Source organism: Gordonia jinghuaiqii (genome assembly GCF_014041935.1).
GTDB lineage: Bacteria > Actinomycetota > Actinomycetes > Mycobacteriales > Mycobacteriaceae > Gordonia > Gordonia jinghuaiqii.
This window is the reverse complement of the sequence record NZ_CP059491.1, coordinates 1,158,520-1,184,852: the sequence shown is the minus strand read 5'-3', so window position 1 is coordinate 1,184,852 and position 26,333 is coordinate 1,158,520. Positions and strand designations below refer to the sequence as shown.

The following is a 26,333-nucleotide window of genomic DNA, read 5'->3' as shown; positions in this document are numbered from 1 at the left end:
GCTACGAAATCCGGCTACCGGTATTCGTTGGAGAAACCGTAGTCGTCCAGCGGCACCGCAGCGCCGGCCGGAGCACCGAAGGTGCCGTCCGGGCTGTAGTAGGTGTCGTCGTAGGACGGCACCGCGTACGCCGCGGCACGTGCCTCTTCGGTCGGCTGAACCTGGATGTTGCGGTAACGGTTGATACCGGTACCGGCCGGGATCAACTTGCCGATGATCACGTTCTCCTTCAGACCGATCAGCTTGTCGCTGCGGCTGTTGATCGCTGCGTCGGTCAGGACACGCGTGGTCTCCTGGAACGACGCCGCCGACAGCCACGACTCGGTTGCGAGGGAGGCCTTGGTGATACCCATCAGCACCGGACGTCCGGCGGCGGGCTCGCCACCCTCGGTCACGACCTTACGGTTGGCCGCCTCGAACTCGGCGCGCTCCACGAGCGAACCGGGCAGGAACTCGGTCGAACCGTGATCGATGATCGTCACGCGACGCAGCATCTGACGCACGATGGTCTCGATGTGCTTGTCGTGGATCGACACACCCTGGCTGCGGTAGACCTCCTGGACCTCGTTGACCAGGTGGATCTGCACCTGACGGGGACCCATCACGCGAAGCACCTCGTGCGGGTTGGCCGAGCCCTCCATGAGCTGCTGGCCGACCTCGACGTGGTCACCGTCGGCCAACAGCCGCTCGGAACCGTCGTCGTGCTTGAACACGCGCAGACGCTGACGCTTCGAGATCTTGTCGATGACAACCTCTTCGGAACCGTCGTCCGGGATGAGGGTGATCTTGTAGAAGCGGTCGTCGTCCTCGAGACGCACCCGGCCCGAGACCTCCGCGATCGGCGCGACGCCCTTGGGGACGCGAGCCTCGAAGAGCTCCTGGACGCGCGGCAGACCACCGGTGATGTCGTCGCCGACGCCACCCTGATGGAACGTACGCATCGTCAGCTGGGTACCGGGCTCACCGATCGACTGGGCCGCGATGATACCGACGGCCTCGCCGATGTCGACGAGCTTGCCGGTGGCCATCGAACGGCCGTAACACATGGCGCACACGCCGGTGCCGGTCCCACAGGTCAGGACCGAACGGACCTTGACCTGCGTGATCCCGGCAGCGAGGAGAGCCTCGATGGTCGGGTCGCCCAGGTCGTGACCGCGCTCGACGATGACGTTGCCGTCGGCGTCGAGGGCGTCGGACGCCAAGGTGCGGGCGTAGGTCGAGGTCTCGACATGCGCGTCGCGGATGAGCGTGCCGTCGGCCTGCTTCTCGGCGATCGTCGTGGTGATGCCGCGCTCGGTACCGCAATCGGTCTCGCGCACGATGACGTCCTGGCTGACGTCCACCAGACGACGGGTCAGGTAACCCGAGTCAGCGGTACGAAGTGCCGTGTCCGCCAGACCCTTACGGGCACCGTGCGTGTTGATGAAGTACTCGGCGACGGTCAGGCCCTCGCGGAACGAGGACTTGATCGGCCGCGGGATGAACTCACCCTTCGGGTTGGTCACCAGACCCTTCATGCCCGCCAGCGAGCGGATCTGGGTCATGTTGCCCGCCGCACCCGACTTGACGATCATCGGGATCGGGTTGTCATCCGGGTAGTGCGCCTCCATGGCCGCACCGACCTCTTCGGTCGCCTGCTTCCAGATCTCGACCAGCGAATCGCGACGCTCGTCCGGGGTGAGGGCACCACGCTGGAACTTGCGCTCCAGACCGTCGGCCCGCTCCTCGTACTTGTCGAGGATCTCCGCCTTCTGCGGCGGCACCAGCACGTCGGCCATCGAGATGGTGACGCCCGAACGGGTGGCCCAGTGGAAGCCGACGTCCTTGAGCTTGTCGACGGTCTGGGCGACCACGATCATCGGGTAACGCTCGGCGAGATCGTTGATGATCACGGCCTGACGCTTCTTCGGCATCTGCTCGTTGACGAACGGGTACTGGATCGGCAGCAGCTCGTTGAACATCACGCGACCCAGGGTCGTCTCGATGTCCCACGGCTGACCGAACTTCCAGCCGTCCGGGAACTGCTCGGCCTCGATGTCGGCCGGCGGACGCTGATCGGTCAGACGCACCTTGATCTTCGAACGCACGGTCAACGCGCCACGGTCGACGGCCATGATGGCCTCCGACGGGGTCGAGTAGACACCGCGCTCGACGTCGTTGTCGGTTGCCGGCGTGTACTCGCCGATCGCACCCTCCTGGAGGGTGGTCAGGTAGTACAGACCGGTCACCATGTCCAGACGCGGCATGGCCAGCGGGCGGCCCGATGCCGGCGACAGGATGTTGTTGCTCGACAGCATCAGGATGCGAGCCTCGGCCTGCGCCTCCGCCGACAGCGGGAGGTGCACGGCCATCTGGTCACCGTCGAAGTCGGCGTTGAAGGCCTCACACACCAGCGGGTGGAGCTGAATTGCCTTGCCCTCCACCAGCTGCGGCTCGAAGGCCTGGATGCCCAGGCGGTGCAGCGTCGGTGCACGGTTCAGCAGCACCGGGTGCTCGGAGATGACCTCTTCGAGGACGTCCCACACGGCCGGACGCTGACGCTCGACCATGCGCTTGGCCGACTTGATGTTCTGAGCCTGGTTCAGGTCGACCAGACGCTTCATCACGAACGGCTTGAACAGCTCGAGAGCCATCAGCTTCGGCAGACCACACTGGTGCAGCTTGAGCTGCGGACCGACGACGATGACCGAACGGCCCGAGTAGTCGACGCGCTTACCGAGCAGGTTCTGACGGAAACGACCCTGCTTGCCCTTGAGCAGATCGCTCAGGGACTTCAGCGGGCGGTTACCCGGTCCGGTGACCGGACGTCCACGACGTCCGTTGTCGAACAGGGCGTCGACCGACTCCTGCAGCATCCGCTTCTCGTTGTTCACGATGATCTCGGGGGCACCGAGATCGATCAGACGCTTGAGGCGGTTGTTGCGGTTGATGACGCGGCGGTACAGGTCGTTGAGGTCGGAGGTCGCGAAGCGGCCACCGTCGAGCTGCACCATCGGACGCAGCTCCGGCGGGATCACCGGCACGGCGTCGAGGACCATGCCCAGCGGCGAGTTGCCCGACTGCTGGAACGCCGCGACGACCTTGAGTCGCTTGAGCGCACGCAGCTTCTTCTGGCCCTTGCCGCTGCGGATGGTCTCGCGCAGCGACTCGGCCTCGGCATCGATGTCGAAGGTCTCGAGGAGCTTCTTGATCGCCTCGGCACCCATCGAACCCTGGAAGTACTCGCCGTAGCGCTCTTCGAGCTGGCGGTACAGCTTCTCGTCGATGATCAGGTCGCCCAGCGAGAGCTTGACGAACTTGTCCCAGATCTCGTCGAGACCGTCGAGCTCGCGCTGCGCGGAATCACGCATACGACGCATCTCGCGCTCGGCACCGTCACGCACCTTGCGGCGCACGTCGGCCTTGGCACCCTCGGCCTCGAGCTCGGCGAGATCCTGCTCGAGCTTCTGCTGACGCTCGTTCAGATCGGCGTCGCGCTGATCGGCGACGTTCTTCTTCTCCACCTGCATCTCGGCCTCGAGGGTCGAGAGCTCGTTGTGGCGAAGCTCGTCGTCGACCGCCGTGATCACGTAGGCGGCGAAGTAGATGATCTTCTCGAGATCCTTCGGCGCCAGGTCGAGCAGGTAGCCCAGCCGGCTCGGCACACCCTTGAAGTACCAGATGTGCGTGACCGGTGCGGCCAGCTCGATGTGGCCCATGCGCTCACGGCGCACCTTGGCCTTGGTCACCTCGACGCCGCAGCGCTCACAGATGATGCCCTTGAAGCGGACGCGCTTGTACTTGCCGCAGTAGCACTCCCAGTCACGGGTGGGGCCGAAGATCTTCTCGCAGAACAAGCCGTCCTTCTCGGGCTTGAGCGTGCGGTAGTTGATCGTCTCCGGCTTCTTGACCTCGCCGTATGACCAGTTGTGGATGTCGTCGGCCGTGGCCAGGCCGATCTTCAGTTCGTCGAAAAAGTTGACGTCGAGCACTTGTTACCTTTCCAGAGCTCTGTTGTCAGTGGGCGCGGGCGCCAGGGGTGAATCCGGCGCCCGGCCCGGGGTGGTGAGGGTCAGTTCGCGAGATCGTCGACAGTGGCCGACTCGTTGCGCGACAGATTGATACCGAGGTTGGCAGCTGCGCGCTCCAGGTCCTCGTCATCGGTGTCGTGCATCTCGATGGCGGCACCGTCGGAACTGAGCACCTCGACGTTCAGGCACAGCGACTGAAGTTCCTTCAGCAGCACCTTGAACGACTCGGGGATACCCGGCTCCGGGATGTTCTCGCCCTTGACGATCGCCTCGTAGACCTTCACGCGGCCCACCACGTCGTCCGACTTGATGGTGAGCAGCTCCTGCAGGGTGTAGGCGGCACCGTATGCCTGCATCGCCCAGCACTCCATCTCACCGAATCGCTGACCACCGAACTGCGCCTTACCACCGAGCGGCTGCTGGGTGATCATCGAGTACGGGCCGGTCGAACGAGCGTGGATCTTGTCGTCGACCAGGTGGTGCAGCTTGATGATGTACATGTAGCCGACCGACACCGGGTACGGGAACGGCTCGCCGGAACGACCGTCGAACAGCGTCGCCTTGCCGTCGCCGTTGACCATCACATCGCCGTCGCGGTTGGGCAGCGTCGAGGACAGCAGTCCGGTCAGCTCCTCTTCGCGAGCGCCGTCGAACACCGGGGTCGCGGTGTTGGTGTCGGGCTCGGCCGAGTACATGTCCTCGGACAACCTCGACGCCCACTCCGGGACGCCCTCGGCCACGTTGATGTTCCAGCCGGCCTTGGCGACCCACCCGAGGTGGGTTTCCAGGATCTGGCCGATGTTCATACGACGCGGCACACCGTGGGTGTTCAGGATGATGTCGACGGGGGTGCCGTCGGGCAGGAACGGCATGTCCTCCTGGGGGAGGATCTTGCCGATGACGCCCTTGTTGCCGTGACGGCCGGCGAGCTTGTCGCCGTCCTGGATCTTGCGCTTCTGGGCCACGTAGACGCGGACCAGCTCGTTGACACCGGGAGCGAGATCGTCGTCGTCGTCACGGCTGAACACGCGCACGCCGATGACCTTGCCGGTCTCGCCGTGGGGCACCTTCAGCGAGGTGTCGCGGACCTCACGGGCCTTCTCACCGAAGATGGCACGCAGCAGACGCTCTTCCGGGGTCAGCTCGGTCTCGCCCTTGGGGGTGACCTTGCCGACCAGGATGTCGCCGTCACGGACCTCGGCACCGATACGCACGATGCCGCGCTCGTCGAGATCGGCGAGGACCTCGTCGGAGACGTTCGGGATGTCCCGGGTGATCTCCTCGGCACCGAGCTTGGTGTCGCGGGCGTCGATCTCGTGTTCCTCGATGTGGATCGAGGTGAGCACGTCCTCTTCGACGAGGCGCTGGCTCAGGATGATCGCGTCCTCGTAGTTGTGACCCTCCCACGGCATGATCGCCACGAGCAGGTTCTTGCCGAGCGCCATCTCACCGTTCTCGGTGCAGGGGCCGTCGGCGAGGACCTGGCCGGACTCCACGCGCTGACCCTCGTCCACGATCGGACGCTGGTTGGCACAGGTGCCGTGGTTGGAACGCGCGAACTTCCGCATGCGGTAGGTGTCGCGGGTGCCTTCGTCGGACATGACGGTGATGTAGTCGGCCGAGACCTCTTCCACCACACCCGTCTTCGACGACACGATGACGTCACCGGCGTCGATGGCGGCACGGAGCTCCATGCCGGTGCCGACCAGGGGCGCCTCGTTGCGCACCAGCGGCACGGCCTGACGCTGCATGTTCGCACCCATCAGGGCGCGGTTGGCGTCGTCGTGCTCGAGGAACGGGATCATCGCGGTGGCGACGGACACCATCTGACGCGGCGAGACATCGAGGTACTCGACGTCGGTGGCGCCGACGAACTCGACCTCCGAGCCCTTCTTGCGCACCAGGACGCGCTCGTCGGTGATGAGACCGCTGCCGTCGAAGTTGGTGTTCGCCTGACCGATGAGGAAACGATCTTCCTCGTCTGCGGTCATGTACTCGATCTCGTCGGTGACGACACCGTCGACGACCTTGCGGTACGGGGTCTCGATGAAGCCGAACGGGTTGACCCGTGCGTACACCGAGAGCGAACCGATCAGACCGATGTTCGGACCCTCAGGGGTCTCGATCGGGCACATGCGGCCGTAGTGCGACGGGTGGACGTCGCGCACCTCGAGGCCGGCACGCTCACGGCTCAGACCACCGGGGCCCAGCGCCGAGAGACGACGCTTGTGGGTCAGACCCGACAGCGGGTTGTTCTGATCCATGAACTGCGACAGCTGGCTGGTTCCGAAGAACTCCTTGATCGCCGCCACGACGGGACGGATGTTGATCAGGGTCTGCGGGGTGATCGCCTCGACGTCCTGGGTGGTCATGCGCTCACGCACGACACGCTCCATACGCGAGAGGCCCACGCGGATCTGGTTCTGGATCAGCTCGCCGACGGTACGCAGACGACGGTTGCCGAAGTGGTCGATGTCGTCGACCTCCACGGGAACCTCGACGCCGCCGGGCACCGTCATGTAGGTGGTGGCGTGCGGATCGGCCTCGTGCAGACGCACCAGGTACTCGACGGTCGAGATGATGTCCTCGCGGGTCAGCGTCGACTCACCCACCATCGGGTTGCCGGTCAGACCCAGCTTCTTGTTGATCTTGTAGCGACCCACGCGTGCGAGGTCGTAGCGCTTGTCCTTGAAGAACAGGTTCTCCAGCAGGTTCTCCGCGGACTCCTTGGTCGGCGGCTCACCCGGACGCAGCTTGCGGTAGACCTCGAGCAGAGCCTCGTCCTGGTTACCGGTGCTGTCCTTCTCCAGGGTCGACATCATGATCTCGGAGAAACCGAAACGCTCGGTGATCTCCTCGGTGGTGAAACCGAGCGCCTTGAGCAACACGGTGACCGGCTGGCGACGCTTGCGATCGATACGCACGCCCACGGTGTCGCGCTTGTCGACGTCGAACTCGAGCCACGCACCGCGGCCCGGGATCACCTTCACCGAATGCAGCGTCTTCTCGGTGGTCTTGTCGATCGCCGAGTCGAAGTACACGCCGGGGCTACGGACGAGCTGGCTCACCACGACACGCTCGGTGCCGTTGATGATGAAGCTGCCCTTTTCGGTCATGATCGGGAAGTCGCCCATGAAGACGGTCTGCGACTTGATCTCACCGGTGTTGTTGTTGATGAACTCCGCGGTGACGAACAAGGGCGCCGCGTAGGTCATGTCCTTGTCCTTGCACTCCTCGACGGAGGCCTTGACCTCGTCGAAGTGCGGCTCGGAGAAGGACAGGGACATGGAACCGGAGAAGTCCTCGATCGGGGACAGCTCGTGGAGGATGTCCTCGAGGCCTCCCGTCGGGTTGTCATCTCCGCGGGCAATCGCCTTGGCGCGCCACTCGGGCGAACCGACGAGCCATTCGAAAGAATCGAGTTGGAGGTCGAGGAGGCCGGGAACCTCCAGTGGCTCACTGATCTTTGCAAACGACGCGCGATGCGGCGCGCCGGGGATTGTTGAGGTGGACTGGCGGTTGACTGCCAAGATGCGTCCTTCCAACACGACGTTATTCACAACCTAGATGTGCGGTACTGGCTTGATGGGCCGTTCGCTGGTGACACCTGTGGAATCGGCGATCACCGCAGCACACACAAATAAGAGTGGCCGTAGAAGGATCGGTAGATGGACAGGAGGCAGCCAGCGCAACGTCCAACTGTAGCAGAAAATAGACGCACTTTGTCAAGCCCGTCTACGAAGCGATTTCGCGCGGGTGGCTGCCTGCACGTCGATCGCTGGTGACAGCGTGGCCCGACAACGCCTCCACGTCAAGCGCTACGCGCGAAATTCGCGAAGATTTCCGCGCTCCTCGCACGATGCCCGCGGAATCGTGCGAGGAGCGTCCGACTCAGAACGGTTCGACGGCCTCGATGCGCCACTGTTCGCCCTCGCGGACCAAGGTGAACTGGGCACGCGGAGCGCCGCTGTTGGTCGCCATGCTGTTCTGGGTCTCGCTGACCACCAGGTTGGCGATGACCGTCGCGCGTGCACCGTCGTCGGCGCCGGAGAGGTCCTTCACGCCGATGGCGTCGACCCGGCACTCGGCGCCGGTCTTGGTCTGCGTGATGAGGTCGCGCTGAGCCTTGAGGGTCTCGTCGAACTCGGTACGGGCCTGACCCGTCAGCGCGTCCTGCGCACGCTTCTGCCAGGCGTCGAGCTCGGTGTGGTCGTAGCCGAACACCGCACAGATGCGGTCCTGCGCCTGCGAGGTGAGCTGCGACGTCGCCTGCTTGTCGACGAAGGCCTTGTTGGGCCCGATGCTCGCACCGGGGTGGAACGCGAGGATCGCCGCGACGATGCCCAGCACGACCGCGGCAGCGGCCAGGATGCGCGTGAGCGAGCCGAGCCCACTCCCCCGCCTGCCCCGGCGCCTCTCGGTGGGCGGCGCGGACTCCGACATGCCATGCGGCGAGGTTCCGCCCGGGCCCGACGGCGCCGGGTCGCCCCGGCGCAGAGTCGACACCCGCGACACCGGCCGCTTGGGCTTGGTGATCGAGACCTTGCTCGTCTCGGGCTCACCGGTCTCAGGCTTGCTCGTCTCGGGCGTGCCGGTCTCGGGCTTGCTCGTCTCGCGCTTGCTCGTCTCGGGCTTGCTCGTCTCGGGCTTGCTCGTCTCGGGCTTGCTCGGGGGCGCGTCGACAGGCGTGTCTTCGGCCGGCGTGCGCGTCTCGGCAGTGCGGCCGGCGACCTTGGGCGTCGGTCGGCGCTTCTGCTTCTTGCCGTTGCGTTCGGGTGCCATCAGTTACCGCCTCCTGTGGCGGGGGCCGGCGCCGCAGCGCCACCCCCGTCGGCGTAGACGATGCCCTCCAGGCCGACGATGTTCTCGGCCTTCCAGGCGTCTCCGTCCTTGGTCATCGAGACGTCGAAGCCGCGCGTCTCGTCGACGCCGGGCTGGTTGGGACGCTCGAGAGTGGTCACCACGTACACGAGGACCTTGGCCGTCTGCTCGTCGGCGTTGACCTCGCTCGGCGCGCTGCGCAGGAGCCGCGCGTTCAGCTTGGCGGTGCCGGGACCGGCCTGCCCGAGCATGTCGAGCACGCTGCCGTCCTTGCCGCCGAGGACCTCGTCCTTGGCCTTGCCCGTCAGCGACGCCTCCGCGCGGCTCTTGAAGCCGTCGAGGTCGCCCGGGTCGATGGTGGTGACGTTGAGGACGGCCTGCTCGGCCGCCTGGGTGGCCGCATCACGCGTCTGCTGCGCCGGATACTCGTCGAAGTAGACGTTCCAGGCACGCACGCCGAACACGGCCACTGCCACCACGGCCACGAGCACGGCGGCACCGGCCAGTACGACGGGTGCACGCTCCGCGGCCCGTCGAAGGGCCGGGCGACTGCCGGAGGGCTTCTTCTCTGTTGATTCAGGGGTGCCAGTTGATTCAGGGGTGCCAGTCATCGCAGAACTCACTGTATATATCGCTCCTGAGCGCAAGCCAAGGCCCGCCGACCGCTGCACTTGACGCAGATCGGCCGGCGACGCCGGGGCCTCGCCCTACTTGGGCCGCACGCCGAGGAGCGCTGCGAGCTGCTGGGCGAGCGGGTTGAGGTTCAGCCTGTCGGGGTCTTTCTTGGGGGTGTTGTCCCAGGGCTGCGGGTATGCCGGATTGGCGTACTGCGCGCGCTCCGCACCGCGGACACCCGTCGGGTTGCCCAGCGGCACAGTGCACTTGGCCTCGGTGTTGAACGCGAAGTCGTCGTAGTGCACGTCGAAGTTCGGGTTCTTGCGACGGGCCTCGGCCAGCACGGCGTCGGTGCTTTCGTAACCGCGGGTACATGCCGCCGGGTTGTTGGTCTCGAGCACCACACCGAAGTGGATCTGACCGTCGCCCGGGGCAGGCGCGTGGCTGCCCGCCGACAGCGCCGACAGCATCGCGAACGTCGTCGAGGTGTTGTAGGTCGCCGGTTCGATGGTGCGGGCGACCTCGGCGAGATCTCCGACGACCTTGGAGAGGTCGTTGCCGTTCTTCTGGATCAGCTCGGAGATCTGCGTCGCCGACAACGTGCCCGTCGTCAGCAACCGGCGCAGGTCCGGGTCGGCCGAGGCCAGTGTCGCGGTCACCAGATTCAGGTTGCGCGACCAGGTGAGGATCGCGTCGGACTGATCGGCTTGCGTGTCGAGCACGACGTTCGAGCTCTGGATGAGCGCAACGGTCTCGCTCAGATTGTCGACGCCGGCGCGCGAGAGCTTGCCGAGCGAGTCCACCAGGCGGGTGAGGTTCTCGCCCTGCCCGTTGAATGCCCTGCCGAGTTCGGTGATGACCGTGTTCAGGTCGTCCACCGGGATCGAGGAGGTGAAGTCGATCGCCGAGGCGACCACGTCTTCGAGGGGTTCGGGCAGGGAGTACTTCGTGATCGTGTCGCCGCCCTTGAGGTACGGCCCCTCCGACGACGTCGGCTGCAGATCCACGAACTGCTCACCGATCGCCGACCGTGAGGCGACGACCGCGGTCGCCGACGCCGGGATCTCCGGACCGCCGGTGTCGATGTCGAGTGCCACGTCGACGCCCTCGGGCGTGAGCGTCAGCGACCCGACCCGACCCACCGGTACACCCTGATAGGTGACCTCGGCGTTGGTGAAGATGCCGCCGGAATCGGGGAGCTGCGCGGTCACCGTGTACATGCCGACACCTGCCAGCTTGTCCAGCCGCGCGTACTTCGCCCCGACGTAGACCAGGGCGACGAGTCCGACGACGACGAACACGATCAGCTGGATCTTGACCAACTTGCCGATCATCGACCTGCTCCTGTCGGGTTCGACTCCGCCGACGGCTTCGCCGGTGACTGACCGGGCGACTTGGGCGAGAGTCCCATCGCGGCCAGCGGGCCGTCGAGAATTCCCTGCCCGGGCGCCGCCGGTGTCGGCATCGGACCCGCCTGGTCGGCGGACCGGGAGAACGACGTGGGGTAACGGCCACCCGACGGCGGCGTGTTGGGTCCCGGACGTGAGTTCGGGGCCGGCGGCAGCAGGGTGATCGTCGGCCAGCCGTACCGCGGCCCGTTGCCGCCGTAGTACGGGTTACGCGGGTCCACGGGCACGTTCACGCGGGCCGGGGGCGAGTACTTCGGAGTCCCCTGCCCCACGCCGAGCGCCTCGAGCTGGTTGAGCACGCGGAGGTCGAGCGTCATGAACAGGTTGGTCGCATCGCCCTTGACGCCGGGCAGCAGCCAGTCCGGGAACGGGTGCGTGAGCAGCAGCGGCGCCGCGGTGATGATGTCCGGGGCCGCCGCGGCGAGCTGGGTCAGCACCGGACGCAACGCCTTGAGGTCGTTGATCAGGGCCTTACGCGACTTGCCGAGGACGTCGGTGCCGACCTGACCGAGCTGGTCGAGTTTGGTCAGCAGTTCGACGAATTGCGGACGCTGCTCCTCGAGCACCTCGATGCCCTCGGGCAGCTGCTTGAGGATGCGGTCGATCTGCGCGGTCTGGGCCGCCGTCCGGGTCGACAGCTCGGCCAGCCCGTCGATCGCGGTGACGATGTCGTCGCGCTGCCGGTTGAGACCGGCGATGAGATCCTCGGTCTGGTTGATCAGGCTGCGCACCTTGTCGGTCCGGCCGTCGAGAGTCTTGTTCAGCTCGGTGACGATCGGCTGCAACTGGTTGAGGCCACCGCCGTTCAGGAGCATCGCGAGTGCACCGAGGACCTGCTCGATGTCGGTGGCGGTGCGGGTGCGCGACACCGGGATCGGCTCGCCGGGGTTCTGGCGCGGTGCGTCGGCACTGCCGTCCGGCTCCGACAGCGAGACGAACTTCTCGCCGAGCAGCGACGTCTGCTGCACGCTCGCCTCGGCCTCGTCGGACAGGTCGACGTCGTTCTTGACCTCGACGGTGACCTGAGCGAACCACTGGTCCTTGGGCACCTCCACCTTGGTCACGCGACCGACGGGGATGCCGTCGCGTTTGACCATCGACTGCGGCACCAGGTCGAGCACGTCGTCGAACTGGATCTTGTAGGTACGTGCGTCGCCGCCGGTGTCGACGCCGCCGGGTAGCGGCAGCGACTGGATGCCGCCGGACATACAGCCCGACACCAGCAGGGTCAGCGACAGCGCCGCGCCGGCCAGTGCCGTGCGCATCGACGTTCGGTTCATCAGTTGCCTCCGCGGGGTCGCGGGGTCGTCGAGGCCGGGGCCTGCGACGGCTTCGGGGTCGACGTGGCCGCCGGGGTACGCGAGGCCGACGGGGACCGGGAAGCCGACGGGGTGCCGAGCTCGGGATCGGGGTTGCCCTGGACGGTGCCGGGCACCGGAGCACGCTGCAGCTTGTTGTTGCTCATGATCCCGAACGGCAGCACCGGCAGAAGCGGCTCGAGTACGCCGCTCTGGATCTGCTTGCCGATGGCCTCACACTGGCTGATCAGCGGTCGCAGGGTGTTGCTGAACTGGTCGGCCGCCGGATTGCCCGGCAGCAGCGCGCCCAGGTTGAGCAGACGACACTGCGCACCGATGAGATCCTGGAGGTCGGGGATGGTCAACCGCATCGAGAGGGTTCCCGACTCGGCGTCGTAGGCGTTGATCAGGTTGCTGACCGTGACCGGCAGAACCGTCAGGACCTCTTTGAGGTTGTTCTTCTGGTCCAGCAGCGCCTGGGTCGTCGGCTGCAGATCCTTCACCGTCTCCCCGATCTGCTCGCGATTGTCGGCGAGGAAGGTCGCCACATCGCCGAGCGCGATCGAGAGCTTGTTCAACGACGCCGCGAGCTGGTCGCGTTCACCGGCGAGGAACTGGTTGAACGACGCCATCTGCGTGTTGAACTGGCGCACCTGGGTGTCGTTCTCGCGCAGCGCCCCGACGAAGGTGTTGAGGTTCTTGACCGTGTCGAACAGGTTGCCCCGTGAGTCGCTGAGCGTCGTCGACGCCTTGGACAGACCTTCGATGGCCCGGCCCAGCGCCTCGCCGTTGCCCTCGAGGTTGGCGGCACCGGTCGTGACGAGCTCGCTGACCGCGCCCTGCCGGCCGGTCCCGTCGGTCTTGTTCGCCCCGTCCGGGCCGAGTGCGTCGGACAGCTCCTTGACGCTGGCGTAGATCTGGTCGATCTCCACCGGCACCATCGTCTCGTCGACGGAGAGGGTGATGTCGTGCGGCGCCTTCTCACCACCGGAGTACGCGGGGGTGAGTTGCACGTACCGGTCGGCGACGACCGACGGGATGATCTGCACCGCACGCACATCCGCGGGCAGTTCGACGCCGCGGTCGACGGTCATCGTCACCTTGACGGTCTCGCCCTGCGGCGTGACCGAGTCGACCTTGCCGACCGCGACGCCCAGGACGCGGACGTCGGAACCGGAGTAGATGCCGACCGAACGCTTGAAGGTCGCGGTGATCTTGGTGGTCCCGACGGAGGAGAACACCCACCACAACGCACCGGCGATGACGAGCGCGAGGATCAGTCCCAGAACGATCATCACGATGTGTCGCGGCGTGAACCAGCGGCCGGGGCCCGAGGTCTGGGTCAGGTCTGGTGTGGTCATCAGCCTGCCGCCGTTCCGCCGTTGTTCTGCAACTGCTGCTTGTTCGGCGGCCGCGTCGTGTTCTGCTGCGGCAGCGCAGGCGGCAACAGGTTCACGACCGACGACTCGAACCAGCGGCCGTTGCCGAGCACGTTGGCATAGAGGCGGTAGAACGGCGCCATGTACTTGATGGAATCCCGGATGTTCTGGTTCTGACGGGTGAGCAGCTCATTGACGCCTTTCAGCGCGTCGAGCGCCGGTCCGATCTGTTCCTCGTTGTCGCGCACGATGCCGGTCAGCGAATCGCCGAGGCTGGTGGTGCTGGCGAGCAGCGCGGAGATGCTGCGCTGACGGTTGTTGAGTTCGTCGAGCAACTGTCCGGCACCGCCGATGAGTCGCACGAACTCCTCGTTGCGGTCGGCCAGGATCTTCGAGGTGTCCTTGGTGGCCGCGAGCAGCCGCTGCACTTCCTGGTCGCGGCTGGCGATCGTCTGCGAGAGGCGGGCGATGCCGTCGAGCGCGGGACCGGTGTTGCCCGCGGTTCCCGAGAAGGTGTCCGACAGGACCCGCATCGACTCGGCGAGCTGGTCGTTGTCGAGGTCGCCGATCTGCTCGGCGGCCCCGGAGAACGCCTCGATGACGTCGTAGGGCGCGACGGTGTCGGTGAGCGCGACGTCGGGGTCGGCCGGTTCGCTGCCACGGGGATTGAGCGACAGGAACTTCTGGCCGAGGATCGTCTTGATCTGGATCGACGCCTGGGTCTGGTCGCCGATCCACGTGTTCTCCACGCGGAAGGTCACGTTGACGCGGTCGCCGTCGAGTTTCACACCGTCGACCTCGCCGACCTTCACACCGGCCACGCGCACCTCGTTACCGGGCTTGAGCCCGGCGGCCTCGGTGAACTTCGCGGTGTAGCGCGCTCCGGCGCCCAGCAGGGGCAGCTCGGCGAGGTAGAACGAACTCAGCCCGAGCATCAGCAGGATCAGGATGCCGATGGCACCGATGCTGACCGGGCTGCGTCGACCACCGAAACGGCGATGCGGATGTTGCTTCGGCGCATCGGCCTCGTCGTTCGTCTCGGCATCGCGCCCGGAGTTCTCTGCATTGTTGTCTGCCATCGTGGTCACCCCCCTGGCCGTTCGTCGGCCCAGCAACGTGTTGCCGCGCTGGTGTAGAGCACATGATTGATGTCGGGCAGCGGCACCAGCGGCTGCGTCAGGACCGGCGACTTGCCGTTACCCGCCACGACGTCGATACCGCACAGATAGAACTGGAACCACGACCCGAATGTCGCCGCCCGACCGATCTTCTGGAGCTTGATCGGAAGGTTGGTCAGGGTCTCCTCGATGTCGTCGTCACGCTTGTTGATCTGGTCGGCCAGCGACTTCAGACCCGCGATGTCGCCCTGGATGGACGGACGTGTGGCGCCGAGGATGTTGGCGGTCACCGAGGTCAGGTTGGACACCGAGGTGATTGCCGACCCCACCGAACCGCGTTGTGCCGCAAGGCCGGTCACGAGCTTCTCGGTGTTGTCGAGCAGACTCGTGAACTCTTTGTCGTTGCGGTTGACGGTGTCGAGGACCTTGGTCAGGTTGGTGATCAGCTCGCCGATCACCTCGTCCTTGTCGGCGATGGCGTTGGTCAGATCCGCGGTGTCGCTGACCAGGCGCGTGATCGAACCGCCCTGCCCGTCGAAGACCTTGATGATCTGTTCGGTCAGCTTGTTGACGTCGGATGCCGACAGCTGCTGGAACAGTGGGCGGAACCCGTTGAACAGCTCGGTCAGGTTCACCGGCGGATGGGTGTCCTTGCGTCCGGCGACCAGGCCGAAGGTGTGACCCTGCGGCACGGTCTGCGACGGGTCACCCGCACCGCGCTCGAGCGCGAGGTACCGCAAGCCGGTGAGGTTGCGGTAGCGGATGTAGAGCTGGGTGCCGTCGGGCAGTCGGTCGCGATCGACGTTGAACGAGACCATGGCCCGGTTGCGCTCGTACACCTCGACCTTCTCCACCTGTCCGATGCGCACACCGGCGATGCGCACATCGTCGCCGGCGTTGAGCAGCGTCGCGTCGGTGAAGACGGCCTTGAACTTCGCATCTCCGCCGCCGCCGGCGTTCGCGATGGTGACGGCGAGCAGACTGGTGGTGACCACGGTGACCACCCCGAAGACGATCAGTTTGATCAGCGGTCCGACGATCGACTTCATTTGATGTCGACCTTCGCACCCTGCAGGGCTCCCCCACCGATCATGGTCACCCAGGTCGGCACGGATTCCGGCGACTTACCGCTCGTCGCCCCGTAGATCACCTGCAACTGCTTGCGGTACTCCGGATCGTCGAACGGATTGGACTTCACCGCGACGGGCTTCGCCGCGGGACCGACCGATCCGGCGGGCACGCCGCTGAACTGCGGCTGCGGCAGCTCGGTGACGGTGCGGGAGCCCGCGTTGCGTGACGGCGGCTGGTAGCTGCCGTCGGCGAGGCCACCGCCGGGGTACTGCGGGAACGGGCGCCCGTTGGTGGCGGGCTCGTAGCACACGGCGGGCGGATCGAGATCCATGAAACGGGGTTCGTCCTGGTTCGGTAGGTAACGGCCACGGGGATTGACGAACTGCAGGTTCACTCGGACACCGGGGTTCTTGGTGCCCTGGCCGACGATCTTGCGCGACTCGGGGACCAGACCCGCGAAGTTGCGGAACGTGCAGACGAAGGTCGGCGACTGCTTGGCCAACCCGACGAGGAGCTGTTCTGAGTCGACGGCGAGGTCGATCAGGTTGGTGCGGTTGGCGCGCAGCCAGCCGGTGAGGTCGTCGGAGGCGACACCCAGGGTGGCGATCAGCGTCCGCAGATCGTCCTGACGCTCGACGATGGTGTTCGTCGTCGTGCGCAGCGAGTCCAACGCGTCGACCACGTCGGGCAGTGCCTGCGAGTAGGTCTCGGAGAAGGTCGCCAGGCCTTCGATGGTGCCCTCGAGGTCGGGCAGGTTCTCGTTGATCTCCCCGAAGATCTGGTCGAGTTCCTCGAGCGTCGTGCCGAGTTGCTCGCCGCGACCCGACAGCGCCGACGACAGCGACGTGAGGGTGGCGTTGAGGTCCTGCGGCGGGATGGCCTCGAGAACGGGTAGCAGCTTGTCGAACAACTGCTGGACCTCCATGGCGTTGCCGCTGCGGTCGGTCTGGATGGTCGCGCCGTTGCTCAGGGTCGGTCCGGTGTTCTCCTCCGGGACCTGCAGCGCGACGTAGCGCTCGCCGAACAGCGTCTTCGGCAGGATGCGGGCGGTGGTCTTGTCCGACAGCGTCGAGGCCTGGTCGGGGTTGAGTCCCAGGACCACCTCGACGGAACCGTCGGGTCCGGGTTTGACCTCACGCACCTCGCCGACGGTCATGCCGCGCGCCTTGACGTCGGCGTTGGCCGGCAGCGCGTTGCCGGTGGAGTCGGTCAGCAACGTCACGTCGGTGAACTCGGTGAACGTCTTGTTGAACTTGGTGATCGTCGCGGTCAGGAACAGCGCTACCACGAGGAAGAAGACGATCCCGAGAAGCCGTTTGCGCACTACCGACACAGCTAACCCCCCACCCGAACCGTCGTCGTGGTACCCCAGATCGCCAGACCCAGGAAGAAGTCGAGAACCGCGATGAGCACCAGGGCCGCACGTACCGCGTGGCCGACCGCCACACCGACGCCGGCGGGACCGCCCGATGCGTAGTAGCCGTAGTAGCAGTGCACCAGGATGATCACGAAGGCGAACACCAGCACCTTGCCGAACGACCACAGGACGTCGGCCGGTGGCAGGAACAGGTTGAAGTAGTGGTCGTAGGAGCCGCCGGACTGACCGTTGAAGACCGTCGTCACCACGCGTGAGGCGAGGTAGGCCGACAGCAGCCCGAGGACGTAGAGCGGGATGACGGCGATGAAGCCTGCGATCACGCGGGTCGAGACCAGGAACGGGATCGACGGCACGGCCATCGTCTCGAGGGCGTCGATCTCCTCGGAGATCCGCATGGCGCCGAGCTGGGCGGTGAAGCCACAACCGACCGTCGCCGACAGCGCGAGGCCGGCGACCAGCGGCGCCACCTCACGGGTGTTGACGTAGGCCGACAGGAAGCCGGTGAGGGCCTGCGAACCGATCTGGTCGAGCGCGGCATAACCCTGCAGACCGACGACGACGCCGGTGAACCCCGACATCAGCACCATCACGCCGATGGTGCCGCCGATGACCGCGAGTCCGCCCGAACCGAACGCGACTTCGGCGAGAAGGCGCAGCACCTCGCGGGTGTAGTGCACCAGGGTCTTCGGGATCCACGCGAGCGTGCGCCCGTAGAACGACATCTGCTCGCCGGCACCGTCGAGTACCTTCAGCGGTTTGCCCAGCTGCTTGCGGGCCTCGTACATGAGGTACTCGGGCCTGCTCTTGGCGATCGTGACGCCGCCGCCTTCGGTCACGTCTAGCTCCCCTTCGGCGGGACGACCTGCAGGTAGACCGCAGTGATGATCAGGTTGGCCAGGAACAGCAGCAGGAAGGTGATGACGACGCTCTGGTTGACCGCGTCACCCACGCCTTTCGGTCCGCCCTTGGGGTTGAGGCCCTTGTACGACGCGACGACGCCGGCGAGAACACCAAAGATCGCGGCCTTGAGGGTCGAGACCCAGAGGTCGGACAGTTGGGCCAGGGCACCGAACGACGCCAGATACGCGCCGGGCGTTCCGCCCTGGACCACCACGTTGAAGAAGTAACCACCACCGATGCCGATGACGGCGACCAGACCGTTGAGCAGCATCGCCACCAGCACCATGGCGAGCACACGGGGCACCACCAGACGCTGGATCGGGTTGATGCCGAGCACCTCCATCGCGTCGATCTCCTCACGGATGGTGCGCGAGCCGAGGTCGGCGGCGACCGCCGACCCGGCCGCACCCGCGATGAGCAGCGACGTCACCAGTGGTGAACCCTGCTGGATCACCACCAGCACGCTGGCCGCGCCGGTGTACGACTCGGCACCGAGCTGCTTGATGAGCGAGCCCGTCTGCAGCGAGACGATGGCACCGAACGGAATCGCGATCAGTGCCGTGGGCAGGATCGTCACACTGGCGATGAACCACGCCTGCTGGATGAACTCCCGCCACTGAAACGGGCGCACAAAGGTCTGGCGTGCAACATCGACGAAGAGCTGAACAATATTGCCGGTCTGTGCGAGAGCACCTGTTCCGGCTTGTGCGATTCGATCGACGCCACGCGTGGTGGCACTGGTCATCCCTGCGGTGTCCGCCCTTCGTTCCCGTCAGCACGGTGAGCGGGCCTGGTCAACGTCTCACCGGGTGTGTGCCACTGCTCGGTCGGTGCATCGCTGCCGCCGTAGTCGATCACGTCTGTCTTGGAATCTGCCACCGCGACATTTCCTTCGGGCGCCGCAGTCCATTCGTTGCCGCCGTTGTCCCCGGGGTCCCGGCCGCTGGCCATGTTGTCGGCGTGGGCGCGCCCCTCCGCACGGATCTGGTCCTCTTCCTCCATGCTGCGGCGGATCGCCTCCTGCGCGTTCTGCGGCAGTTCGGGCAGCAACTCGTGCACCCGCTCGCGGTGGCGGGCGACGGCCTTGCGTTCGGGCATACCGGGATTGGGCTGCACCTGCGGGATGATCTCGGTGAAGTCCTCCTTGGTACCGCCACCGGAGATACCCGCGGCCTGCATGGCCTCTTCCTGCTTCTGGACCGCTGTGTCCTTCTCCTCCGACATACCGATCGGACCGAACCGGTCACCGGAGAGGAACTGCTTGACCACCGGCTGCTCCGAGGTCAACAGCTGCTCACGCGGACCGAACATCACCAGCTCCTTGCGGAACAACATGCCGATGTTGTCCGGGATGGTCCGGGCGATGTTGATGTTGTGCGTCACGATCAGGATCGTCGCGTCGATCTGCGCGTTGATGTCGATCAACAACTGCGAGATATAAGCCGTACGCACCGGATCCAGACCCGAGTCCGGCTCGTCGCACAGGATGATCTGCGGATCCAGCACCAACGCCCGCGCCAGGCCGGCACGCTTGCGCATACCACCGGAGATCTCACCGGGAAGCTTGTCCTCGGCACCGGTCAGACCGACCAGGTCGATCTTCTCCATCACGATGTCGCGGACCTCGTTCTCCTTCTTCTTCGTGTGCTCACGAAGCGGGAACGCGATGTTGTCGAACAAACTCATCGAACCGAACAGCGCACCATCCTGGAACAGCACGCCGAACAGCTTGCGGATCTCGTAGAGCTCCTTGGCCGAACACTGCGTGATGTCGGTGCCATCGATGATCACCGAACCCTGCTCCGGATGCAGCAACCCGATCAACGTCTTGAGGAACACCGACTTACCGGTACCCGACGGACCCAGGAGTGCAGAGACCTCACCCTCAGGCAGAGTCAGGGAGACATCACGCCAAATGTTCTGAGAACCGAACGACTTGGTGAGTCCTTCGACACTGACCTCAACACCCACAACTTCCTCCAGACGATCGCTGCCCCCGAAGGCGGCCACGGTGTGACCGCACACCAACCGGCGGCATTGTGGTTGGGGTCACTGTAACCGACGGGACCCCCACGACAACGCGACCGGAGTTCTCCAGCGTTGGCCACGGGAAAGCTACCAACGAGTAACCCTCTCCGCGTCGATGACAATATCCGATGGTGCGCCGTGAGGGAAGTCGGGTGCGACCCTCCGTGTGACGTCCACCGCAACGCCTCTGCCGACCTGCACGACAGCCGCCCACGCACTGCCAGACCTCGTTTCGAGGCTGCGACGTCGATCGAGGTCGTGTGTTCGGAGTGAGGTCGCGGGCGACTTCGTTTCGAGTCTGGTGACCATCAGTCGACCAGCCCTATGGCGACCAGCCTGGGCCGCAGCATCTCGACGAGTTCACCGCGCTCCAAGTCCGACCATGTCCAGCGCACCACCATGATGCCCAGCGCCCGCAGCGCGTCTTCGCGTTTTTTCTCTCTGACCAGTGCGTCACGGGCGCTCTCGCCGGGCCGGAGCAGCCGGTCGTACTTCTGTAAGCCGTCGAATTCGCCGACGAGGAGCCCTTCCCAGTCGAAGTCAGCCCTGGCCTCGCCCGAGGATGTCTGGAACCGATGCTGGAGTCGGGGCGTCGGTAGACCGGCGGCGATCATCTGTGCGCGGCTCCACGACTCCCCCACACTCTCCGAGAGCACATCCGAGCAGGTGAATGCTCGACGGGCGACGCCGACGTTCTTCCACCCCGCGCGATCTTCGAGCATGGCTTCCATCACGGCCGCGTCCGCGCCCGTGGCGAGCGCCCGGTCGAACGCGACCAGCGCCCGTGCGAAGTCGCCGCCCATCGCGATGTCCACCGCTGTGCGTTCGAGACTCGTCACTTCGACCCCATCGACGATCACGATCTCCTCGGGAGGCAGCGGACCGTTGTGAACGTGGCGGTGCCCTCGGACGAATCCACCGGTCCCCGAGCGTTTGGTGAGGTGGACGGTCTCACGCTCGGGATGCAAGGTGTCCAGCCCGTGCACTGCGGCCGCCGATTCGTGACTCAGTGTCGAGGTCCCACGGTCCCTGGCCGAGGTTGCCACTGCGATCGAGCGACGACGGTAGAGAAGGTCGGAGAGGTCCGGGCCGTCGAGATCAGTGCTCGCCGGCACCCAGACCCCGGGCGCCAGCCGGAGAAGCTGCCCGCGGCGAACCGCGTCGGCGACGGTGTCGTCGGCGATCCCCATCCGGAGCGTGGCCTCGCGGCGGATGAGACCGTATCGATCCGACGGGAGCTTCTCGGGCGGGGGCAGGGTCATGCGGGTTGGACGCAGCGACAGCCGGTCCGGGTTCCCGGAATTGTCGTCGAGAAGGTCAATGGCGACTCGCGGGTCGGAAACGATGTCGCGTGCGACATCGATCCGAATATCCGACGTCGATCGAAGTCGGATCGTCGAAGCGAAGTCGCGCGCGACTTCATTTCGCCGGGTCAGGCACCGACCCCCGACAGCAACGAGCCCGGAACAGCGATGCTGTTCCGGGCTCGTGAACGCTTGACGCGTGAAAAGCGGTCTTACTTGATGGAGACCTTGGCGCCGGCCTCTTCGAGCTTGGCCTTGGCAGCCTCGGCGGCGTCCTTGTCGACCTTCTCCAGCAGAGCCTTCGGAGCGCTCTCGACGAGGTCCTTGGCTTCCTTCAGGCCCAGGCCCGAGACGACCTCGCGGACGACCTTGATGACCTGGATCTTCTTGTCGCCTGCGCCCTCGAGGACGACGTCGAACTCGTCCTGCTCGGCAGCAGCCTCGGCAGCAGCCGGAGCACCGGCAGCGGCGACGGCAACCGGAGCGGCAGCGGTGACCTCGAAGACCTCTTCGAACTTCTTCACGAAATCGCTGAGCTCCAGCAGAGTCAGTTCCTTGAACTGATCGATGAGCTCGTCAGCGGTGAGCTTCGCCATGGTGGCGTCCTTCCTGTCTGTCCCCGTACGGGGGTTGGTGTACATCCCCGTACGGTTCGGGGATTGGCTTGGTGCGGCGAATTATTCGCCGGCTTCGTTCTTCTTCTCCTGCAGGGCCGCGGCGAGACGCGCCACCTGCGATGCCGGCTGGTTGAACAGACCGGCTGCCTTTGCCAAGTTGCCCTTCATGGCACCGGCGAGCTTGGCCAGCAAGACCTCACGGGTCTCAAGGTCGGCGATCTGCTCGATCTCGGCAATGGACAGCGCGCGGCCGTCCATGTACCCGCCCTTGATGACCAGAGCCTTGTTGTCCTTGGCGAACGTCTTGATCGCCTTCGCGGCCAGAACCGGCTCACCTTCGATGAAGGCGATCGCGGTCGGACCGGTGAACAGCTCGTCGAGCCCTTCCACGCCCGCCTCTGCGGCGGCACGCTTCACCAGGGTGTTCTTGGCGACGGAGTAGGTTGCACCCTCACCGAGGGAACGTCGCAGTGTGCTGATCTGGGTGACGGACAAGCCACGGTATTCCGTGACAACCGCCGCCGTGGAGCCCTTGAACTGCTCTGCGATCTCCGCAACTGCGGCGACCTTTTCGGACTTGGCCATACTTCGCCTCCTCTCCTCGTCACTTGAGTTGGTCGAGTTCAAACCGGGGAGCGACGGGCTTCGGGGAGGCGAGCGAGGGCTGAGACGACAAACGCCCCGGCACACAGAAGGCACGGGGCGTGGAACGCGCACACTCGAAAGTGTGGGGCTACATCCTCGTTCATCCTGCGTGGGCCGGCGACCTCGTCGCGCCTTCGTCCGGGAAATCCCGACGACCAACGGTCTCTGGTTGAACCGATACGACGCACGGGTGTGCGCCACATCGAGGACTAGGCTACGCGGACGTGGGCGTACACACCAAATCGTCGGACATGCACGGCCCCGGTGACCGGGCCCAGGCCGCCGCGGACGCCATCTGCGGACGACATCTCCGGCGTGCCCTGTGGCTGCCGGGCACGCGAATGGCGGCCGTCGCCTGGCCCCTCGGCCGGGTCGCGTCACAGTTCGGGTCGTGGCACTACTGGTGGCACGCGCACCTCGTCGACCTCCTCGTCGACGCCGCGATCCACCGGCCCGGAGCCACGCGCCACGGCGACCGCTCCTTCGATCCCGACCGCTCTTTCGATCCCGACTTGGCCGACGACGTCGTACGCCTGTTGCGCGGGATCAGGATTCGCAATCTGGGCCGTTGGACCAACGACTACTACGACGACATGGCATGGCTCGGCCTCGCGATCGAACGCGCCGACCGCCACCTCGATCTCGACCACAGCCGCGGCCGGCGCGTCCTGACCCGGCGGATGCTCGACGCCTGGTCCCCCGAAGACGGCGGCGGGATCCCCTGGCGCACAGCCGACCAGTTCTTCAACGCCCCCGCCAACGGTCCGGCGGCGATCCTCCTCGCCCGAACCGGTCACGTCGAACGCGCGGTCGCCATGTGCGACTGGATGGATGACAACCTCATCGACCCGGACACACACCTGGTCATCGACGGCCTCAAGAAGCAGCCCGACGGGTCACTGAAGGCCGAGACCGGCACCTACACCTACAGCCAGGGCGTGGTGCTCGGCGCCGAACTCGAGGCGTTCCGCGCAACCCGCGACCAGAGGCATCTGGACCGCCTCGCGCGATTGCTGGGCGCCGTCGAACGCCACTCGTGCACCGGCGGGGTGATCAACGGCGGTGGCGGCGGTGACGGCGGCCTCTTCCACGGGGTGCTCGCCCGTTACCTGGCGTTGATCGCGACGGACCTGCCCGATGTAGTCGGATCGGATGAATTGCGGGCACGCGCAGCGCGAATCGTGACCTCGAGCGCCGAGGCCGCGTGGACCAACCGGAACGCGGTCGACGGGCACGTCATCTTCGGCAGCGAATGGCGGCGCAAAGCGGTGATCCCGACCGAATCGGGCGCGAAAGCCCAGTTCGTGGCCGGTGCGGTGAATCCGTCGGAGGTCCCCGAACGCGATCTGTCGGTGCAGCTGTCGGCGTGGATGGTCCTCGAGGCTGCGGCGGCGATCGATCTCGCACTGCCCGAACACGACCCGCGACGACCGAGCATGGCCAAAACGAGGCCGCCTGGTTAGCCATCCGATACCTGAGTTGGGTTATTGTTCAGCCAACGCGTGAAGTGACCTGAAACACACTGGATTCCGTGCCACGGGAGACAGCCCAGGAAACCCACGACCGACACGAGGGGTGTCGGTGTCCACCCGGCCATGTCGATCCGTGCACGTCAGACAGCGCACACGCGGTGTACACCCGACCCCAGGCAGGGTGATGCACCATGACGTACCAGTTGGAGCCGGCAGAATCGCGTGTCCGCCGCGTCCCGTCATCACACCCCCGCACCACCGGTGCGCCCCGTTTCGGCACCCTCCCGCTCGGCGATCCGACCGGCGGCGCCGACGGCATCCGCTGGCGCGAACAGGTCGACGGCAAGCAGCTCTATCCCCGCGTCGTCATCGACCGGGACGTCTCGGTCACGATGAGCGACGGCGTCGTCCTGCGCGCCACCGTCATCCGCCCGGCCAACCGGTTCGGCCAGACCGTCCTGACCCCCTATCCGGCCATCATCAACATCAACCCGTACAACCGCGCGGCGATCGACTTCATCGACCAGACCCTGCACGCACCCGGCCTCGGTAAGGCGCTGCACACCGCGTCCCGCTCGATCGACGCGACCGGCACCGCCCTCGAAGGCCTGACGACTCTCACCAAGACGTTGTCCGGCGGCGTCTTCGACGTGTTCGGCATCAACCGCAACCTCGTCCGCAGCGGCTACGTGCAGGTCGTCGTCGATGTGCGCGGAACCGGCGCCAGCCACGGCAAGTGGGAGATCCTCGGTGCCCGCGAGCAGCAGGATTCGGTCGAGATCATCGACTGGGTCAGCGAACAGGAGTGGTGTGACGGCACCGTCGGACTCGCTGGGTGGTCCTATTCGGCGATCAACTCCCTGCAGGCCGCCGACAAGAAGCCGCCGCAACTGAAGGCCGTCTTCGCCGTCGAGGGTTGCGACGACATCGTGCGCGACATCTACATCACCGGCGGCATGCCGTCGGCGTTCATCCCGGTGTGGCTGTCGGCGGTGAACTTACTCAAGTGGGTGCCCAACCCCGCCAACGTGATCCGCGACATCGTCCGCGGCGACGCACTGCGCTGGGTCATCGACCGGATCAAGTCCCCGGCCACCGAACTGCCCTCCCTGCTCTGGGGTTTCCTCACCGCCCGCGACCCACGGATCTTCGACGACCCGTACTTCGACGAGCGCGACCCCGTCGTCGACCGTATCGAGGCGCCGACGTTCACCGTCGGGGCCTGGCATGATCTGTTCGGCCGCAGCGCAACCGGCGTCTACGAGCGCCTGCAGATGGAACCGGGCCGCAAGCAGATGATCGTCGGCGACGGGTATCACCTCGATGTCGGATCGGGTTACGGCGGCAGCTTCGCGCCACCGCGCCTCGACGTCCTCGAGCGCGCCTGGTTCGACCGCTGGCTCAAGGGCCACCACAACGGGATCGAGTTCTACGGTCCGGTCACGATGCTTCAGCAGGGCGGGGCCTGGACCGCCGGCGAAGACTTCCCGCGTCCGGGCGTCGAACCCACGCGGCTCTACCTGCACGCCGAACAATCCGCCACCGCCGAGCACGCCATTCACGACGGCTCGCTGAGTTCAGCTCCCGCTCAGAGTGTTACGTCGTTGCACATCCGTCCGGACACCCGCGGGCTGCGCTCGCGCGACATGACCCAGGTGACCGCGGGCGCGACGATGGTCCTCGGCGCCGACTTCGCCAAGGACGCACGATTCCAGGAGCGGGGCGCGCTGTCGTTCACCACCGCCCCGGTCGTCGCGGCCACCCCGATCAGCGGCGCGATGAACCTGCGCCTCAACGTCGCGACCACCGCGCACGAGGCCATCTGGGCGGTGACCGTGAATGACGTTGCGCCCGACGGCACGTCGACGGTCCTGACCAACGGTGCGCTGTCGGCGTCGAATCGGGCGCTCGACCGCAGCAAGTCGAAGTACGACGCGGCGGGCAATCTGCTCTCGGCCCACCACTACCTGTCACGTAAGCGCAAGCTGCCGGTACCCGCCGACGAGCCGGTGCGCATCGACGTCGACCTCGTCCCCACCGATGCGGTCCTGCAGCCCGGCCACCGGCTGCGCGTCGACGTCTACGCCGCGAGCCTGCCGCGCTACCTGACGGTCGTCCCCGACCTGATCAAGGCCCGGGGCCGGAGGCAACGCCTGGTCCTCGACCCCGAACACCCGAGTTATCTGACCCTGCTGGCGGGCAGCGGGTTGCGCTGAGGCGGTGTTCCCACGGTCCGGGGAGAACCCACAGACCGCCCACGCACCACTG

18 protein-coding genes are annotated in these 26,333 nt (G+C 66.0%); 2 read left to right on the top strand and 16 right to left on the bottom strand.

Annotated elements, in window-relative coordinates:
- Nucleotides 1-14 precede the first annotated feature (14 nt).
- The 16 genes from H1R19_RS05200 to rplJ form a co-directional block, all read right to left on the bottom strand.
- Entirely contained in the window at nt 15-3,971 is a 3,957-nt protein-coding gene (locus tag H1R19_RS05200; RefSeq protein WP_188331755.1) for a DNA-directed RNA polymerase subunit beta', read from the bottom strand.
- Nucleotides 3,972-4,051: 80 nt separating this feature from the next.
- A complete protein-coding gene (rpoB, locus tag H1R19_RS05195; protein WP_188331756.1) occupies nt 4,052-7,558 on the bottom strand; it encodes a DNA-directed RNA polymerase subunit beta in 3,507 nt (1,168 codons plus the stop codon).
- Between the two features lie 343 nt (nt 7,559-7,901).
- Nucleotides 7,902-8,792 carry a hypothetical protein gene (locus H1R19_RS05190; protein WP_219850739.1) on the bottom strand — a complete coding sequence of 297 codons (891 nt, stop codon included), beginning with the start codon at nt 8,790-8,792 and terminating at the stop codon, nt 7,902-7,904.
- The gene (locus tag H1R19_RS05185; protein WP_219850738.1) at nt 8,792-9,442 is read right to left on the bottom strand and encodes a hypothetical protein; all 651 of its coding nucleotides are present in this window, start codon (nt 9,440-9,442) and stop codon (nt 8,792-8,794) included. Before H1R19_RS05185 ends, H1R19_RS05190 begins: the two co-directional genes overlap by 1 nt.
- A gap of 96 nt (nt 9,443-9,538) precedes the next feature.
- Entirely contained in the window at nt 9,539-10,780 is a 1,242-nt protein-coding gene (locus H1R19_RS05180) for an MCE family protein (protein WP_219850737.1), read from the bottom strand.
- Nucleotides 10,777-12,135 (bottom strand): MCE family protein, encoded by a 1,359-nt coding sequence (locus H1R19_RS05175; protein ID WP_219850736.1) that lies wholly within the window; start codon nt 12,133-12,135, stop codon nt 10,777-10,779. The genes H1R19_RS05180 and H1R19_RS05175 overlap by 4 nt, the downstream gene beginning before the upstream one ends.
- Nucleotides 12,135-13,514, bottom strand: coding sequence for an MCE family protein (locus H1R19_RS05170; RefSeq protein ID WP_219850735.1), 1,380 nt, complete (start codon nt 13,512-13,514; stop codon nt 12,135-12,137). The genes H1R19_RS05175 and H1R19_RS05170 overlap by 1 nt, the downstream gene beginning before the upstream one ends.
- Nucleotides 13,514-14,611, bottom strand: coding sequence for an MCE family protein (locus tag H1R19_RS05165; protein WP_188331762.1), 1,098 nt, complete (start codon nt 14,609-14,611; stop codon nt 13,514-13,516). Before H1R19_RS05165 ends, H1R19_RS05170 begins: the two co-directional genes overlap by 1 nt.
- A gap of 5 nt (nt 14,612-14,616) precedes the next feature.
- Nucleotides 14,617-15,699: an MCE family protein gene (locus H1R19_RS05160; protein WP_188331763.1), complete on the bottom strand. Its 1,083-nt coding sequence runs from the start codon at nt 15,697-15,699 to the stop codon at nt 14,617-14,619.
- Entirely contained in the window at nt 15,696-17,054 is a 1,359-nt protein-coding gene (locus tag H1R19_RS05155; protein WP_188331764.1) for an MCE family protein, read from the bottom strand. Before H1R19_RS05155 ends, H1R19_RS05160 begins: the two co-directional genes overlap by 4 nt.
- Nucleotides 17,055-17,056: 2 nt before the next feature.
- Nucleotides 17,057-17,884, bottom strand: a complete 828-nt coding sequence (locus tag H1R19_RS05150) for an MlaE family ABC transporter permease (protein WP_223205737.1) — start codon at nt 17,882-17,884, stop codon at nt 17,057-17,059.
- A 53-nt stretch (nt 17,885-17,937) separates the two neighbouring features.
- Nucleotides 17,938-18,744 (bottom strand): MlaE family ABC transporter permease, encoded by an 807-nt coding sequence (locus tag H1R19_RS05145; protein ID WP_188331766.1) that lies wholly within the window; start codon nt 18,742-18,744, stop codon nt 17,938-17,940.
- Entirely contained in the window at nt 18,741-19,970 is a 1,230-nt protein-coding gene (locus tag H1R19_RS05140) for an ABC transporter ATP-binding protein (RefSeq protein ID WP_219850734.1), read from the bottom strand. Before H1R19_RS05140 ends, H1R19_RS05145 begins: the two co-directional genes overlap by 4 nt.
- Nucleotides 19,971-20,335: 365 nt before the next feature.
- Nucleotides 20,336-21,289 carry a type IV toxin-antitoxin system AbiEi family antitoxin domain-containing protein gene (locus tag H1R19_RS05135; RefSeq protein WP_219850733.1) on the bottom strand — a complete coding sequence of 318 codons (954 nt, stop codon included), beginning with the start codon at nt 21,287-21,289 and terminating at the stop codon, nt 20,336-20,338.
- 254 nt (nt 21,290-21,543) lie between these two features.
- Nucleotides 21,544-21,927, bottom strand: a complete 384-nt coding sequence (gene rplL / locus H1R19_RS05130; RefSeq protein ID WP_188329720.1) for a 50S ribosomal protein L7/L12 — start codon at nt 21,925-21,927, stop codon at nt 21,544-21,546.
- A gap of 81 nt (nt 21,928-22,008) precedes the next feature.
- On the bottom strand, nt 22,009-22,533 hold the full coding sequence (rplJ, locus tag H1R19_RS05125) for a 50S ribosomal protein L10 (protein WP_188329719.1): 525 nt from the start codon (nt 22,531-22,533) through the stop codon (nt 22,009-22,011).
- 284 nt (nt 22,534-22,817) lie between these two features.
- Here rplJ and H1R19_RS05120 point away from each other — a divergent pair, with 284 nt between their 5' ends.
- Together H1R19_RS05120 and H1R19_RS05115 are read left to right on the top strand one after the other, a co-directional pair.
- Nucleotides 22,818-24,056 carry a glycoside hydrolase family 76 protein gene (locus tag H1R19_RS05120; RefSeq protein WP_219850732.1) on the top strand — a complete coding sequence of 413 codons (1,239 nt, stop codon included), beginning with the start codon at nt 22,818-22,820 and terminating at the stop codon, nt 24,054-24,056.
- Nucleotides 24,057-24,256: 200 nt separating this feature from the next.
- Nucleotides 24,257-26,281, top strand: coding sequence for a CocE/NonD family hydrolase (locus H1R19_RS05115; protein ID WP_219850731.1), 2,025 nt, complete (start codon nt 24,257-24,259; stop codon nt 26,279-26,281).
- Nucleotides 26,282-26,333 lie beyond the last annotated feature (52 nt).